15 protein-coding genes are annotated in these 14154 nt (G+C 71.5%); 7 read left to right on the forward strand and 8 right to left on the reverse strand.

The features are described 5' to 3' along the window. Positions 1-7 precede the first annotated feature (7 nt). On the forward strand, positions 8-604 hold the full coding sequence (locus A5705_RS18565; RefSeq protein ID WP_068279190.1) for a TetR/AcrR family transcriptional regulator: 597 nt from the start codon (positions 8-10) through the stop codon (positions 602-604). Here the strand turns inward: A5705_RS18565 and A5705_RS18570 are convergent. The 4 genes from A5705_RS18570 to glp are packed head-to-tail and all read right to left on the reverse strand — an operon-like array spanning position 578 to position 5572. Then, positions 578-2743, reverse strand: coding sequence for an AAA family ATPase (locus A5705_RS18570; protein ID WP_068279193.1), 2166 nt, complete (start codon positions 2741-2743; stop codon positions 578-580). The genes A5705_RS18565 and A5705_RS18570 overlap by 27 nt on opposite strands. Further along, the gene (pssA, locus tag A5705_RS18575) at positions 2740-3603 is read right to left on the reverse strand and encodes a CDP-diacylglycerol--serine O-phosphatidyltransferase (RefSeq protein WP_067882778.1); all 864 of its coding nucleotides are present in this window, start codon (positions 3601-3603) and stop codon (positions 2740-2742) included. Before pssA ends, A5705_RS18570 begins: the two co-directional genes overlap by 4 nt. Next, positions 3600-4334, reverse strand: coding sequence for a phosphatidylserine decarboxylase (locus tag A5705_RS18580; RefSeq protein WP_068279195.1), 735 nt, complete (start codon positions 4332-4334; stop codon positions 3600-3602). Before A5705_RS18580 ends, pssA begins: the two co-directional genes overlap by 4 nt. A gap of 23 nt (positions 4335-4357) precedes the next feature. After that, the gene (glp, locus tag A5705_RS18585) at positions 4358-5572 is read right to left on the reverse strand and encodes a gephyrin-like molybdotransferase Glp (protein WP_068279199.1); all 1215 of its coding nucleotides are present in this window, start codon (positions 5570-5572) and stop codon (positions 4358-4360) included. A gap of 54 nt (positions 5573-5626) precedes the next feature. Here glp and A5705_RS18590 point away from each other — a divergent pair, with 54 nt between their 5' ends. Together A5705_RS18590 and A5705_RS18595 are read left to right on the forward strand one after the other, a co-directional pair. Continuing rightward, positions 5627-6103 carry a VOC family protein gene (locus tag A5705_RS18590; protein WP_068279202.1) on the forward strand — a complete coding sequence of 159 codons (477 nt, stop codon included), beginning with the start codon at positions 5627-5629 and terminating at the stop codon, positions 6101-6103. Further along, entirely contained in the window at positions 6094-7536 is a 1443-nt protein-coding gene (locus A5705_RS18595) for an NAD(P)/FAD-dependent oxidoreductase (RefSeq protein ID WP_068279205.1), read from the forward strand. The genes A5705_RS18590 and A5705_RS18595 overlap by 10 nt, the downstream gene beginning before the upstream one ends. Before the next feature lie 346 nt (positions 7537-7882). Here the strand turns inward: A5705_RS18595 and A5705_RS18600 are convergent, their stop codons facing one another. Continuing rightward, positions 7883-8377 carry a cupin domain-containing protein gene (locus A5705_RS18600; protein ID WP_068279207.1) on the reverse strand — a complete coding sequence of 165 codons (495 nt, stop codon included), beginning with the start codon at positions 8375-8377 and terminating at the stop codon, positions 7883-7885. A gap of 30 nt (positions 8378-8407) precedes the next feature. On the opposite strand from A5705_RS18600, the gene A5705_RS18605 reads away from it, so the two are divergent. Further along, complete coding sequence (locus A5705_RS18605; RefSeq protein ID WP_068279210.1) at positions 8408-9103, forward strand: M24 family metallopeptidase; 696 nt, start codon at positions 8408-8410, stop codon at positions 9101-9103. A gap of 18 nt (positions 9104-9121) precedes the next feature. Here the strand turns inward: A5705_RS18605 and A5705_RS18610 are convergent, their stop codons facing one another. After that, entirely contained in the window at positions 9122-10036 is a 915-nt protein-coding gene (locus A5705_RS18610; protein ID WP_068279214.1) for an SDR family NAD(P)-dependent oxidoreductase, read from the reverse strand. A gap of 105 nt (positions 10037-10141) precedes the next feature. On the opposite strand from A5705_RS18610, the gene A5705_RS18615 reads away from it, so the two are divergent. The 3 genes from A5705_RS18615 to A5705_RS18625 all read left to right on the forward strand — a co-directional run bounded on the left by A5705_RS18615 (position 10142) and on the right by A5705_RS18625 (position 13522). Next, complete coding sequence (locus A5705_RS18615) at positions 10142-10708, forward strand: TetR/AcrR family transcriptional regulator (protein WP_068279218.1); 567 nt, start codon at positions 10142-10144, stop codon at positions 10706-10708. Between the two features lie 197 nt (positions 10709-10905). Next, a complete protein-coding gene (gene groL, locus A5705_RS18620) occupies positions 10906-12531 on the forward strand; it encodes a chaperonin GroEL (RefSeq protein WP_067882786.1) in 1626 nt (541 codons plus the stop codon). Positions 12532-12682: 151 nt separating this feature from the next. Further along, positions 12683-13522: a DUF559 domain-containing protein gene (locus A5705_RS18625; RefSeq protein WP_068279222.1), complete on the forward strand. Its 840-nt coding sequence runs from the start codon at positions 12683-12685 to the stop codon at positions 13520-13522. A 39-nt stretch (positions 13523-13561) separates the two neighbouring features. Here A5705_RS18625 and A5705_RS18630 read toward each other — a convergent pair whose 3' ends face one another. Together A5705_RS18630 and A5705_RS28210 are read right to left on the reverse strand one after the other, a co-directional pair. Further along, a complete protein-coding gene (locus A5705_RS18630; protein ID WP_068279224.1) occupies positions 13562-13951 on the reverse strand; it encodes a hypothetical protein in 390 nt (129 codons plus the stop codon). 17 nt (positions 13952-13968) lie between these two features. After that, a partial coding sequence (locus A5705_RS28210) for a hypothetical protein (RefSeq protein WP_197521298.1) occupies positions 13969-14154 on the reverse strand: 186 nt, incomplete at its 5' end.

Below are 14154 nucleotides of genomic sequence, written 5' to 3' on the forward strand. Positions count from 1 at the left end.
CTAGATCATGGCACCCCCGCGGAAGCACGAAACCGATGTGATCCTCGACGCAGCCCGCGCGCTGGTGCTCGACGACGGACCGCGCGCCGCGAGCGTGGCGGCGATCGCGAAGGAGAGCGGCGCGCCCGCCGGCACGCTGTATCACCGGTTCGGCAATCGCGACGGCATCCTGACGGCGGCATGGCTGCGGGCGCTGGAACGCTTCCAGGAGCGGGCGATGGCCGCCGACGCGGACACCGCGCTGGACGCCGCGGTGGCCATGGCCGTGGCAGCCGTCGGCTTCGCGCGCGAACTCCCCGAGGACGCCCGGTTCTTGTTGACCATCCGGCCGACCGACCTGCTCGACGCGGAGCCCGACGCGGCCTTTCGGGAGACGCTCGCCGCGATGAACGCGCCGCTGACCGAACGGGTCGCCTCGCTGGCCAGGCAGCTGTACGGGCGCGGCGATCGGCGATCCGTCGACGCCGTCGCGCGGGCGGTCGCCGACCTGCCCTACGCCGTGGTGCGCCGCCACGCGTACGACGATCCGATGCCCGGCTGGCTGGAGGCCGACGTCGCCGCGTCGGCGCGGGCGGTGCTAGAGAGCTTTCGCGAACGCCCGTAGGCCGTCCACCTGCGCGGGATCCAGCGACGGCCGCACGGTTTTGCGGGCCGCCTCGAGGTCGGCGGCCGTCACGGCGGAGGCGTCGATGGAGCGCCGCATGGCGCCCAGGGCCGCCTCGCGCAGCAGCGCCACGCAGTCGGCGGCGCTGTAGCCGTCGAGCCCGGCGGCCACCTCATCGAGGTCGACGTCGTCGCTCAGCGGGATGGATTTGCCTGCCGTGCGCAGGATTTCACCGCGGGCCGCGGCGTCGGGCGGTTCGACGAACACCCGCCGCTCCAGCCGGCCGGGTCGCAGCAGCGCGGGGTCGATCAGGTCGGGCCGGTTGGTGGCGCCCAGCACCACGACGTCGCGCAGCGGGTCGATCCCGTCGAGCTCGGTCAGCAGCGCGGCCACCACCCGGTCGGTCACGCCGGAGTCGAAGCTCTGCCCGCGCCGCGGCGCCAGCGCGTCCACCTCGTCGAGGAACACCAGCGACGGCGCCGAGTCCCGGGCCCGCCGGAAGAGTTCGCGCACAGCCTTTTCCGAGCTGCCCACCCACTTGTCCATCAGCTCGGAGCCCTTGACCGCGTGCACCGACAGCTGCCCGGTGCTGGCCAGGGCGCGGACCACGAACGTCTTGCCGCACCCGGGCGGCCCGTACAGCAGCACCCCGCGCGGCGGGTCGACGCCCAGCCGGGCGAACGTGTCGGGATGCTGCAGGGGCCACAACACCGCCTCGGTGAGCGCCTGCCGCGCCTCGGCCATGTCGCCGACGTCGTCGAGCGTGACGTTCCCGACGGTCAATTCCTCGCTGGCCGACCGGGACAGCGGCCGGATGACGGTCAGCGCGCCGACGAGGTCCTCCTGGCTCAGCTTCGGTGGCTGGCCGTCGGCGCTGGCCCGCGAGGCCGCCCGCAGCGCGGCCTCGCGCACCAGGGCGGCGAGGTCGGCGACGACGAAACCCGGTGTGCGGCCGGCGATCTCGTCGAGGCGGAGGTCGCCGGTGGGCACCGGTTTGAGCAGCGCCTCCAGCAGCGCCTTGCGGGTGCCGGCGTCGGGCAGCGGCAGGCCGAGCTCGCGGTCGCACAGGTCGGGGGCGCGCAGCCGGGCATCGAGCTGGTCGGGGTGGGCGGAGGTGGCGATCAGCGCGACGCCGGCGGTGGCGACGGCGGCGCGCAGCTCGCCCAGGATCAGGGCGGCCACCGGCTCGGCGGTGGCCGGGAGCAGCGCGTCGACGTCGGCGATCAACAGGATGCCGCCGCCGTCGCGGACCCGCTGCACCGCCGCGGCAACGGTTTTCAGCCGATCGTCGGCGGCCAGCGCGCCGACCTCGGGGCCGTCGAGCTCGATCAGCCGGCGGCCGTCGCACACCGCGCGCACCAGGGTCACCTTGCCCACCCCGGCCGGGCCCGACACCAGCACGCCGAGGTTGGCGCCCGCGCCGAGTGCCTTCAGCAGGTGCGGTTCGTCGAGCGAGAGCTTGAGCCATTCGGCGAGCTTGGCGGCCTGCGGCTGGGAACCCTTGAGCTCCTCGATCAGGATCTCCGGGGTGCCGGTGGTCAGCTGTTCGCGCGGTGGCGCCGGCACGCCGGTTCCCCAGCTGACCAACGAGTTCGGCTGCACGCTGACCGGTCCGTCGGGGTCGACGCCGGTGACGGTCAGCAGCTCCGAGGTCCAGCTGATCCCGACCGAGGCGGCCAGCGCCCGGGTGGCCTCGGACGTGGAGGTCCCCGGGCCCAGGTCGCGCGGGAGCAGCGACACCGCGTCGCCGACCGTCATCACCTTGCCCAGCAGCGCCTGGCGCAGGGTGACCGGCGTGATGGAGGCGGCGGCCATCGACGAGCCGGACAGCGTCACCGACCGCGCCCCGTAGACCGTGACCGCGCTGACGATCACCGCGGTGCCCTCCCGCAGCCCGGCGTTGGACAGCGTCACGTCGTCGAGCAGCGCGATGCCGACCGGGGTGTCCGGACCGGCCAGGCCCGCGACCGCCGCCGTCGTCCGCGACCCGGTGAGCGCCACCGCGTCCCACTCCCGGATGCCCAGGGCCGCAACGGCATTCGGATGCAAGCGGACGACGCCCCGGCGGGAGTCGACGGCGGAGGTGTTCAGCCGTGCGGTGAGGGTGAGCTGACGGGCCTCGCCGGAGGCCGGGATCATCGCAGGCGCCCGCTCGGCTTCCGCAGCCCCAGCCGCGTCATCGACCGGCGGCTCGGCTGCGCCCGGCGGCTCGCCCGGCGCACGGCGCGCTGTTGCTTGGGCTGGTCGCCCCACACCTCGGGGTGCCGGTCGAGCCAGCGCTTGTTGCGGACCGCGAACGGGACGTGGCACAGGTAGGCGACGATGATCACCCAGATCGTGATGAAGGGCTCCAGCACGGCGGCGGCGGCGAAGAGCACCAGCACCAGCAGCACCGCGGTCGCGTAGTTGGGCGGAACCCGCACCGCGTGCATCTTCTTCATCGGGATCCCGCTGACCATGAGCATCGACGTCCCGGTCACCCAGATGCACAGGAACCACACCGAGGTCCACCAGCCCTCGCCGAACTGCAGCTTGAGCCCCATCAGGCCGATCATCGAGACCGCGCCCGCGGGCGCGGGCATCCCGACGAAGAACTCGTGGGCGTAGGCGGGCTGGGTCCCGTCGTCGGCCAGCGCGTTGTAGCGCGCGAGCCGCAACACGACGCACACCGCGTACAGCAGCACCACCACCCAACCGACCGGCCAGCGCGACAGCATCGACACGTAGAGCACCAGCGCGGGCGTCACCCCGAAATTCACCGCGTCGGCCAGCGAGTCGATCTCCGCGCCCATGCGGGTCTGGGCGTCCAGCATGCGGGCCACCCGGCCGTCGAGCCCGTCCAGGATGGCGGCGGCGACGATCAGCGCCATCGCGGGCACCGGCTGGTGCTGCAGGGCGAACCGGATCGCGGTCAGCCCGGCGCAGATGGACAGCACGGTCATCGCGCTGGGCAGGATCTGCAGGTTCACCGGCCGCCTGCCGCGGGGCTTGTCGGTCATGGCAGTTCGGCCAGCACGGTCTCGCCGGCGACCGCGCGCTGGCCCACCCTGACCAGCGGTTCCGTCCCGGCCGGAAGGTAGGTGTCGAGCCGGGAGCCGAACCGGATCAGGCCGTAGGTCTCGCCGATCGCCAGCTTGTCCCCGACGTGGGCGTCGCAGATGATGCGGCGTGCCAGCAGCCCCGCGATCTGCACCGCCACCACCTCGGCCCCGCCATCGGTCCGGATCCGCAGGCTGGTCCGCTCGTTGTCGGTGCTGGCCGCGGCAAGGTCGGCCGACCCGAAGCGGCCGGGCCGGTGCTGCACGGCGACCACCTCGCCGCTCACCGGGGCCCGCTGCACGTGGGCGTCCAGCAGCGACAGGAAGATGCTGACCCGCGGCAACGGCGCGTCGCCCATGCTCAATTCGGCCGGCGGGGCCGCGGTGTCGATCACGCAGATCTCGCCGTCGGCGGGTGCGACGACGGCGCCGGGCTGGGTGGGCGGCACCCGGGACGGGTGCCGGAAGAACCCCGCGCAGGCGCCGGCGGCCAGCAGCCCGGCCCGGCGCAGCCAGCGGTGGCGGCGACCGACCAGCGCCACCCCCAGGCCGGCGGCGACGAACGGCCGGCCGGCCGGGTGCACGGGCGGTACGGCGGAGCGCACCAACTCGAGGGCGTGCTGCGGGCTGAAGGCCGGGTCCTCGAAGGAGGGGCCTTCCGGACAAGAAGGGCTGCGGGGGCGTCTTGCCACGCGGCCATCTTACGGAGCGTGCGTCAGCTCAGGTCCCAGACGGCCAGCTCGGTCCCCTCGGACACCTCGACGACGTCCTCGGGGATGTCCAGCAGCCCGTTGGCCGACGCCAGCCAGCGCAAGTGGTGGGACGCCGGCGGCCCGTAGCTGGTGACGGTGCCGGATTCGCGGTCGAGGATCGCGCGCCGGAACTGGCGCTTGCCGCGCGGCGAGGTCAGCGACTCGGCGAGCACCGCCGGCCGGCGCGGCCGCTCCGGGTCGGGCAGGCCCATCGCCCGGCGCAGCGCGGGTCGGATGAACACCTCGAAGGACACCAGCGCGCTGACCGGGTTGCCGGGCAGGGTGACGATCGTCGCGCCCGCCACCCGCCCGATGCCCTGCGGCATGCCGGGCTGCATCGCCACCTTGACGAAGTCCACCCCCTGGTCCCCGTCTCGCCCGAAGGCGTCCTTGACGACCTCGTACGCGCCGGCGCTGACGCCGCCGCTGGTGATGATCAGGTCGACTTGGTTTTCAGGGGCGGCGTACCGGTCGAGCAGCGCGCTGAACTGCGCCACGTCGTCCTCGGCGGTCACGACGGCGACCACCTCGGCGCCGGCGTCGCGGACGGCGCCGGCCAGCATGATCGAGTTGGACTCGTAGATCTGCCCGGGCCGCAGCGCCTCGCCCGGCGACACCAGCTCCGAGCCCGTCGACATCACCAGCACCCGCTGGCGCGGAAGCACCGGCAGCTCCGCCATTCCCAGCGCCGCGGCCAGGCCGAGCACGGCCGGCGTCACCACCTGGCCCCGGCGCAGCACCGTGGTGCCGGGGGCGACGTCCTCACCCGCCCGCCGGATGTGCGCGCCGCCCGGGCGGGGGCTGCGGATCGCCACCGAGTCGACACCGCCGTCGGTGTCCTCGACCGGCACCACGGCCGTGGCCCCGGCCGGCACCGGCGCGCCGGTCATGATCCGGTGCGCGGTCTTCGGCCGCAGCGTCAGCTCGTCGGTCCGCCCGGCCGGGATGTCCTCGGCGACCGGCAACACCACCGGGCGTTCCGGGGTGGCGCCCGCGACGTCCTCGGCGCGCACCGCGTAGCCGTCCATCGCCGAGTTGTCGAAGACCGGCAGCGCCAGCCGGGCGACCACGTCCTCGGCCAGCGCCAGCCCCTGGGCGTCGGCCAGCGCGACCGCGACCGGTGGGCGGGCGCGGATCATCTCCGCCACGACTCGCTGATGTTCTTCGACTGACCGCACCCGGCCATTATCGGCCCTCCCCGATCGGCGCCTCGCCGACGTAAGGTTGAGAACGTGATTACCGGGTTGGCCCACACCGGGGTGTGCGTTCCCGACTGCGAGGCCGCGGTGGCCTTCTATCGTGACGTGTTGGGCCTGCGTGTGCTCTCGCCGCCGTACGTCATGAGCGGTAATGCCATTCGCGACGACATGGGCGAGCTGGTGCCCGACCCGAGCATGAAGGCGGCCATCGTCGGATTCGGAGACGACGGCGACCGGGTGCTCGAGGTGATCGAGTACCTCAACGTCGACGGCACCGACGGAGCCGAACGGGCCCTGACCGATCACGGCCTGTCGCACGTCGGGCTGATCTGTGAGGACCTCGACGCCACCCGCGCGGAACTGGAGGGCAAGGGGGTGCGATTCCTGGTCAGCGGCGTCGCGGAAGTGGCGCGGGTCCGCACCACCTGGTTCGTCGACCCGTGGGGCGTGGTGTTCATCCTCGTGGAGAAGAGCCGGCCCGGGCGACCGTACTTCGCGCAATGGGGGTAAAGCCGCGCGTGGGGATCATCGGCGCCGGTGCCGGGGGCATCGCGATGGGTATCCAGCTGGCGCAGGGCGGCTACGACTTCACCATCTTCGACCGCGCCGACGGGTTCGGCGGGACGTGGCGGCACAACACGTTCCCGGGCGCGGCGTGCGACGTCCCGTCGCACCTGTACTCGTATTCCTTTGCGCCCAACCCGCGGTGGAGCAAGACCTACGCGAACCAGCCCGAGATCCTGGCGTACCTGGAATCCGTCGCCGCCGACCACGGGCTGGGGCCGCACCTGCGGCCGGGCACCGCGATCGCCATGGTGCGGTGGTCGGACGACCGCCGGCGCTGGACGCTGACGACCGAGGACGGCGCCCAGTACGACTTCGACGTCGTGGTGAGCGCCGTCGGGATGCTCGACGTGCCCCACGTTCCCGACATTCCGGGGGCGCGACGGTTCCGCGGTCGCCAATTCCATTCCGCCCGTTGGGATCACAGCAGGCCGACGGCGGGGGAGCGGGTCGCGTCCATCGGCACGGGCGCCAGCGCCATCCAGTACGTGCCCGCGATCGCGCCGAAAACGGCGCACCTCACGGTGTTTCAGCGCACCCCGATCTGGATCGCGCCCCGCTTCGACTTCCCGTTCACCCCCGAGCAGCACGACGAGTTCGAGCGCCACCCCGAGGTGGCGCGCAAGCTGCGCGACGAGGCCTTCGACGCCTACGAATCGTCGAGCTTCGACGTCGACGCCACGCAGACGCGCGAGGCCACCGAGCTCGCCCGCAGCTACCTGCGGCGCAAGGTGGCCGACCCGGAGCTGCGCGCCAAGCTGACGCCGGACTACCCCGCGGGCTGCAAGCGGCCGCTGATGTCGCGCGAGTGGTATCCCACGTTCGCGCTGCCCAACGTCACCCTGGAAACGACCGCCATCGCCGAGCTGACCGAGCGCGGGGTGCGCACCGCCGACGGCGTCGAGCACCGCGTCGACACCGTCATCTACGGGACCGGGTTCAAGGCCGCCGACTACCTCGCCAGCATCGACGTGTACGGAACCGGCGGCCGCCACCTGCGCGACGACTGGAGCGACGGCGCGGAGGGCTACCTCGGCACGCTGATCGCCGGGTATCCGAACTTCTTCACGCTGTACGGCCCGAACACCAACGGCGTGAACTCGATCATCTACATCCACGAGGCGCAGACCACGTTCGTCCGCCACATCCTCGACGTGAAGGGGGCCCGCGGCGCGCGCACGATCGAGGTCACCGCGGACGCGCAGCGCCGCTACAACGACGAGATCCAGGCCGCCATGGCTGGCAAGGTCTGGCTCGCCTGCACCAACTACTTCCGGCATCCCAGTGGCAAGGTCGTCACGCAATTGCCGTACAGCGGGCGGACGTTCTACGACCGCACCCGCGAGCTGGTCGACGCCGACTACCGCTTCGACCGGTAACCGGCCGAGACCCTGCGCCGGCGCCCGCGGGCCCGGGCGGGCGCGGTCGGTGCCACCCCGTTGCCGCGAACCCCCGAAGGCGCGGCGGCCCGGCCGGGCAGCCCACGTCCGCCACCGTGGCGGAGGCCGCCCGACGCCGGTGACTGTCGCCGCAAACCCGTCAGCCCCGGGCGCCTCTGCCGCTTCACGCGGTCACCCGTCCTGGCCGGGGCGCTGAATGCCGTCTCGACCTTCATCCGCAGCCACGCCGCGGACCGCTTCGACCTCACCTGCACGGCCAAACCCTACGAGCACCGTGCGCCCCGTCGGCGCCCGGCACCGAGAGTTTGCCCACCATTAACTCGGCCTAGTGGATCCAGTGGTTGTCGTGGCGGATGAACCAGTCGCGGCGTTCGTCGTCGGTCATGTCGGCCAGCGCCCCGAAGCCCTCGAAGTAGGCCTCGCGCGGCGCCCCGGGGGCGAACAGCATCAGCACGGACGCCGGCTGCTCCGCCTCGTTGCGGAACCCGTGCACGCCGCCGGGCGGGACGTACAGGAAGTCGCCCGGATGCCCGTCGACCCACTCCTTGCCGTCGTAGAGCTTCATCGTCCCGGACAGCACGAAGAACGCCTCGGACATGGCCCGGTGAAAGTGGGCGGGGGGCCCGCCGCCGGCCGGGCCGATGTCGACCCGGTACAGGCCGTAATCGCCGTCGGTGGCCTGCTGGTTCGCCAGGTAGTGGTACTTGGTCCCGAACGTCTCGTAGTCGGGCGGTTCGTCGGCGCGCTTGAGCCACGCGCTGACCTCCGGCTCGTCCTTGGTGTAGCGGGGCGGCGGGTAGGGCGGAACGGCGAGGGACATGTTTTCAGCCTGCCAGTTAGCATCGCTGGCGTGGGGGCTGCCGACGAACAACTGCGGGTAGCACGGCTTCTGGACGCCCAGAGCAAGGCTTCGCAACTGTTCGACGAGATCGAAAGGCGCGGCATGATCCGCCCGGGTGTCGGCGAACAGGCGTTGTCCGACGAAATCGCCCGCCTCGCCACCGAGATGTTCGGGGTGACCCGGCACTGGCATCGCCGGATCGTGCGGGCCGGGGAGAACACGCTGCAGCCCTTCAAGGAACACCCGCCGGACTGCGCGATCGCCGAGGACGACATCGTCTACCTCGATCTGGGACCGATCTTCGGGGAATGGGAGGCCGACGTCGGGCGCACGTTCGTGCTGGGCGACGACCCGCACAAGACCGCCCTCCGCGACGCGCTGGCGCGGGTGTGGACGGCCGGGCGCGACCATTTCGACGACCACCCCGACGTCACGGGCGCCCAGTTGTTCGACCACGTCGTCGATGTGGCCCGCGCCGAGGGCTTCGAGTGGGGCAGCCACATCGCCGGCCACCTGGTGGGGGAGTTTCCGCACAAGAAGATCGCCGGTGACGGGGTCGAGTGGTACATCATGCCCGGCTCCGACAAACCGATGCGGCGCGGCGACCCGACCGGCCGCGTCTGCCACTGGATCCTCGAAATCCATCTCATCGATCGCGCCCGCGGCTTCGGCGGCTTCTACGAGCAGTTGCTCGACCTGCCTTAGCCGGTCGGGGCCCACCGGTCAGTCGACGGGATAGACCACCCCGGTGAGCTCCTCGGACACCGCCCACAGCCGGCGCTGCAGCTCGGCGTCGTGCGACTTCGCGCTGGACGAGACCAGCTTCGGGTAGCCGCGGGTCTCGGCGAAGCCGTCCGGCCCGTAGTACTGGCCGCCGAGGACCCCGGGGTCGGTGGCGGCGCGCAGCGTCGGGAGCGCGCCCATCGCCGCGTCCTGCGCGATCACGTTGAAGAACACGTTGACCAGCGGCCGGAACGCCCTGGGCGTGTAGCGGCCCAACTCGGTGTTCGACCCGCCGGGGTGGGCGGCGGCGGCGGTGGTCGTGCCGTGCGGGGCGAGCCTGCGCTGCAGTTCGTAGGTGAACAGCAGGTTGGCGAGCTTGGCCTGCCCGTACGCCGCAACGCGGTTGTAGCGGCGCTCCCACTGCAGGTCGTCGAAGTGGATGTCGGCCAGGATGCGGTGGCCCATGCTGCTCACGGTCACGACCCGCGAACCGGGGGCCGGCAGCAGCCGGTCCAACAGCAGGCCGGTCAGCGCGAAGTGGCCCAAATGGTTGGTGCCGAACTGCATTTCGAAGCCGTCTTTGGTGGTCTCCTTCGGCGTGTACATGACGCCGGCGTTGTTGATCAACAGGTCGATTCGGTCGTAGGCGGACCTGAGCTGGTCGGCCGCGGCGCGCACGGAATCCAGCGAGGTCAGGTCGAGCTCGGTCAGCGCGACGTCGGCGTTCGGGCTGGCCGCGACGATCCGGGCGGCGGCGTCCTTGCCCTTGTCGAGGTTGCGCACCGCCAGCACCACGTGGGCGCCGTGGTCGGCGAGTGCCAGGGCGGTCTCGTAGCCGAGCCCGGTGTTGGCCCCGGTGACGACGGCGACGCGACCGGTCTGGTCGGGAATGTCCGCGGCGGTCCACTTGGACATGGAAAGTCTCCTCAACCTTGTAGAGTAAACGGGGCGAGCGCTCCGGATGATCGCCACTATACGGAACGCACGCCCCGCTTTGTCAACCCACGGGACGGTGAACAGATGGCGCAGCCGGCACGGCCCCTGCGCGCCGACGCCGCGCGCAACCGCGCGCGCGTGCTGGACGTCGCCTACGAGACCTTCGCGGCCGACGGCCTGGCGGTGCCGATCGACGAGATCGCCCGCCGCGCCGGCGTCGGGGCCGGCACCGTCTACCGGCACTTCCCGACCAAGGAGGCGCTGTTTGCGGCCGTGATCGAGAACCGCATGCGGCGCCTCGTCGACGACGGCCGCGCCCTGCTGGAAACCGAGGGGGCCGGCGAGGCGCTTTTCGTCTTCCTGCGCTCGATGGTGCTGCAGTGGGGTGCGGCGGACCGCGGCCTGGTCGACGCGCTGGCCGGGCTGGGGATCGACATCACCTGCGCCGCGCCCGCGGCCGAGGACGCGTTCAAGGCCACGCTCGCCGAACTGCTGCGTGCCGCGCAGGACGCGGGCACGGCGCGACGGGACGTCCAGATGGCCGATCTCAAGGCGATACTCGTCGGATGCCAGGCCATGCAGGCCTATGACTCGGCGCTGGCCGAGCGGGCGACCGACGTCGTCATCGACGGATTACGCGCTGCGCGATAACCCCCGCCCGTTCTTGCACTCGGCATAGGCGAGTGCTAAGAATGACGTTGGCACTCGCGACTGGCGAGTGCTAGGTCGGGACGGTGAGACCAGCTTGGTCGTCCGTCGCGGGCACTGCACCCGGCCAGCGTAAGTAATGGGGTTGTCGCCACCCGGCGGCCCCAGTTTCATTCCCGATCCGGAGGAATCACTTCGCAATGGCCAAGACAATTGCGTACGACGAAGAGGCCCGTCGCGGCCTCGAGCGGGGCCTCAATGCCCTCGCCGACGCGGTAAAGGTGACGTTGGGTCCCAAGGGCCGCAACGTCGTACTGGAGAAGAAATGGGGCGCCCCCACGATCACCAACGATGGTGTGTCCATCGCCAAGGAGATCGAGCTGGAGGACCCGTACGAGAAGATCGGCGCCGAGCTGGTCAAGGAAGTCGCCAAGAAGACCGACGACGTCGCCGGTGACGGCACGACGACGGCCACGGTGCTGGCACAGGCGCTGGTGCGCGAGGGCCTGCGCAACGTCGCGGCCGGCGCCAACCCGCTGGGCCTCAAGCGCGGCATCGAGAAGGCCGTCGAGAAGGTCACCGAGACCCTGCTGAAGTCGGCCAAGGAGGTCGAGACCAAGGACCAGATCGCGGCCACCGCCGCGATTTCCGCGGGCGACCAGTCGATCGGCGACCTGATCGCCGAGGCGATGGACAAGGTCGGCAACGAGGGCGTCATCACCGTCGAGGAGTCCAACACCTTCGGCCTGCAGCTCGAGCTCACCGAGGGCATGCGGTTCGACAAGGGCTACATCTCGGGCTACTTCGTCACCGACGCCGAGCGTCAGGAAGCGGTCCTGGAGGACCCCTACATCCTGCTGGTCAGCTCCAAGGTGTCGACGGTCAAGGACCTGCTGCCGCTGCTGGAGAAGGTCATCCAGGCCGGCAAGCCGCTGCTGATCATCGCCGAGGACGTCGAGGGCGAGGCCTTGAGCACCCTGGTCGTCAACAAGATCCGCGGCACGTTCAAGTCGGTGGCGGTCAAGGCCCCCGGCTTCGGCGACCGCCGCAAGGCGATGCTGCAGGACATGGCGATCCTCACCGGTGGTCAGGTGATCAGCGAGGAGGTCGGCCTGTCGCTGGAGAGCGCCGACGTCGCGCTGCTCGGCAAGGCCCGCAAGGTCGTCGTCACCAAGGACGAGACCACCATCGTCGAGGGCGCCGGTGACTCCGACGCCATCGCCGGCCGGGTGGCCCAGATCCGCCAGGAGATCGAGAACAGCGACTCCGACTACGACCGCGAGAAGCTGCAGGAGCGCCTGGCCAAGCTGGCCGGCGGTGTTGCGGTGATCAAGGCCGGCGCGGCCACCGAGGTCGAGCTCAAGGAGCGCAAGCACCGCATCGAGGACGCGGTCCGCAACGCCAAGGCGGCCGTCGAGGAGGGCATCGTCGCCGGCGGTGGCGTGGCCCTGCTGCACGCCTCGCCGTCGCTGGACGAGCTGAAGCTCACCGGCGACGAGGCGACCGGCGCCAACATCGTGCGCGTCGCGCTCGAGGCCCCGCTGAAGCAGATCGCCTTCAACTCCGGGCTCGAGCCCGGCGTTGTGGCCGAGAAGGTCCGCAACTCGCCCGCCGGCACCGGCCTGAACGCCGCGACCGGTGAGTACGAGGACCTGCTCAAGGCCGGCGTTGCCGACCCGGTCAAGGTCACCCGCTCGGCGCTGCAGAACGCGGCGTCCATTGCCGGGCTGTTCCTGACGACCGAGGCCGTCGTCGCCGACAAGCCGGAGAAGGCGGCCGCTCCCGCGGGCGACCCGACCGGCGGCATGGGCGGCATGGACTTCTAGGTCCTCAGCAACGAAAAAGCCCGGTTCCCTTGGGGGCCGGGCTTTTTCGTGCGCCGAACGTGGGGCCCAGGTACGTTCACACACCGAAATTCGTCCACAGGCCCCACCTTCGGCGCATACGTGGCTCAGCGGTGACGGCGAGTATGCCCGCATGCAGCCCTTCCTCGGTAGCCGTGCACTCGCCACCGGCACCGTCACCCGCAGTCAATTGCGCACCCGGTATCGGGCGGTCTTCCGCGACGTCTACATACCCAACGATGTTGAACTCACCGCCTGCGCGAAGGCGCGCGCCGCGTGGCTGTCGACCGGTGCGGTGCTGTGCGGCCAGTCCGCCGCCGCGGCGCTGGGCACGAAGTGGCTGGACGGGGCCGCACCCGCGGAGGTCGTGCGGGCGGACCGGCGCGGCCAGCCGGGCATCATCGCCCACAGCTACAAGCTGGCCGAGGACGAGGTCCGCACGGTCGCGGGCATGCGGGTGACGAGCGCGGCCCGCACCGCCTTCGACCTGGGCCGCTCGCTGCCCGCGGCTAGGGCGGTGCCGATCCTCGACGGCCTGTTCAACGCGACCGGCATCAAATCGACGGACGCCGTGGCGGTGGCCGATCGGCACCCGGGCGCCCGCGGCGTGCGGCGGCTGCGGGCCGCGCTGGAGCTGGCCGACGGCGGAGCGGAGTCACCGCAGGAGACGCGGGTGCGGCTGCTTCTGCTAAGCGCCGGACTTCCCAAGCCGGAGACCCAGATCGAGTTTCGCGACCTGCGCATCCGGGTCGACATGGGGTGGCGCGAGTGGAAGGTCGCCGTCGAGTACGACGGAGTCCAGCACTGGAACGACCGATATCAGCGATCCTGGGACATCGAGCGGATAGCGCTGCTGGAAGCGGCCGGCTGGTGCGTGATCAGGGTCAGCGCCGAGATGCTGTCTCGGCCGGTCGTGATCGTGGAGCGGGTGAAGGCGAAGCTCATCGAACGTGGGGCCTATGGACGAATGTGAGGCGATTTTTGTGCGTGGGCCCCACGTTCGGCGCGAAACTCACAGCGAGAACACCACGCAGTCGTGCAGGCAACCCCTGGCCGCGCTGGGGGAGTCGACCTCGCGGTGCAGCAGCGCGCGGGTGGGCACCACGCCCAGCCGGACCGTCTCGCCGGCTCCCTCTGTCACCTCGGCCGTGCCGTCGACGATCAGCGAGTAGCCGCCGGGCTCGCGCGGGGGCCACAGCAGGGTGACGTCGCCGCGCCGGGTCAAATTCTCGCGCGTGCGGCCGCCGATGAGGCCGACGTCGAGGGCGGTCTCCCGCAACCGCGGCTCGACGGTCACGGTGTGGGCGCGATAGTCGTCGCCGACCGTGATCAGGTACGCAAACGGAAAGTCCGGGAGGGCGGCGGCGAGCCGCTCGAAATCCACCTTCTTCTTGGTGCGCATGGTTTCAGGGTAGGCCGCTAATCAGGCAGGACCGGCTCCCCGATGCCGGGGCCGGGCGCCCCGGGCGGGCGGTCGCCCTTGTTGAAGAAGCTCGAGTTGGGTATGCCCGACTCCCGGCCGGTCATGTTGCGCACGCCCTCCTCGGCCCCGGCGGGGGGGAAGAAGGCCGCGGGGCCGGGGAGGGCGTTCGCGGCGCTCGATTG

The organism is Mycobacterium sp. E787, from assembly GCF_001668725.1.
Classification (GTDB): domain Bacteria; phylum Actinomycetota; class Actinomycetes; order Mycobacteriales; family Mycobacteriaceae; genus Mycobacterium.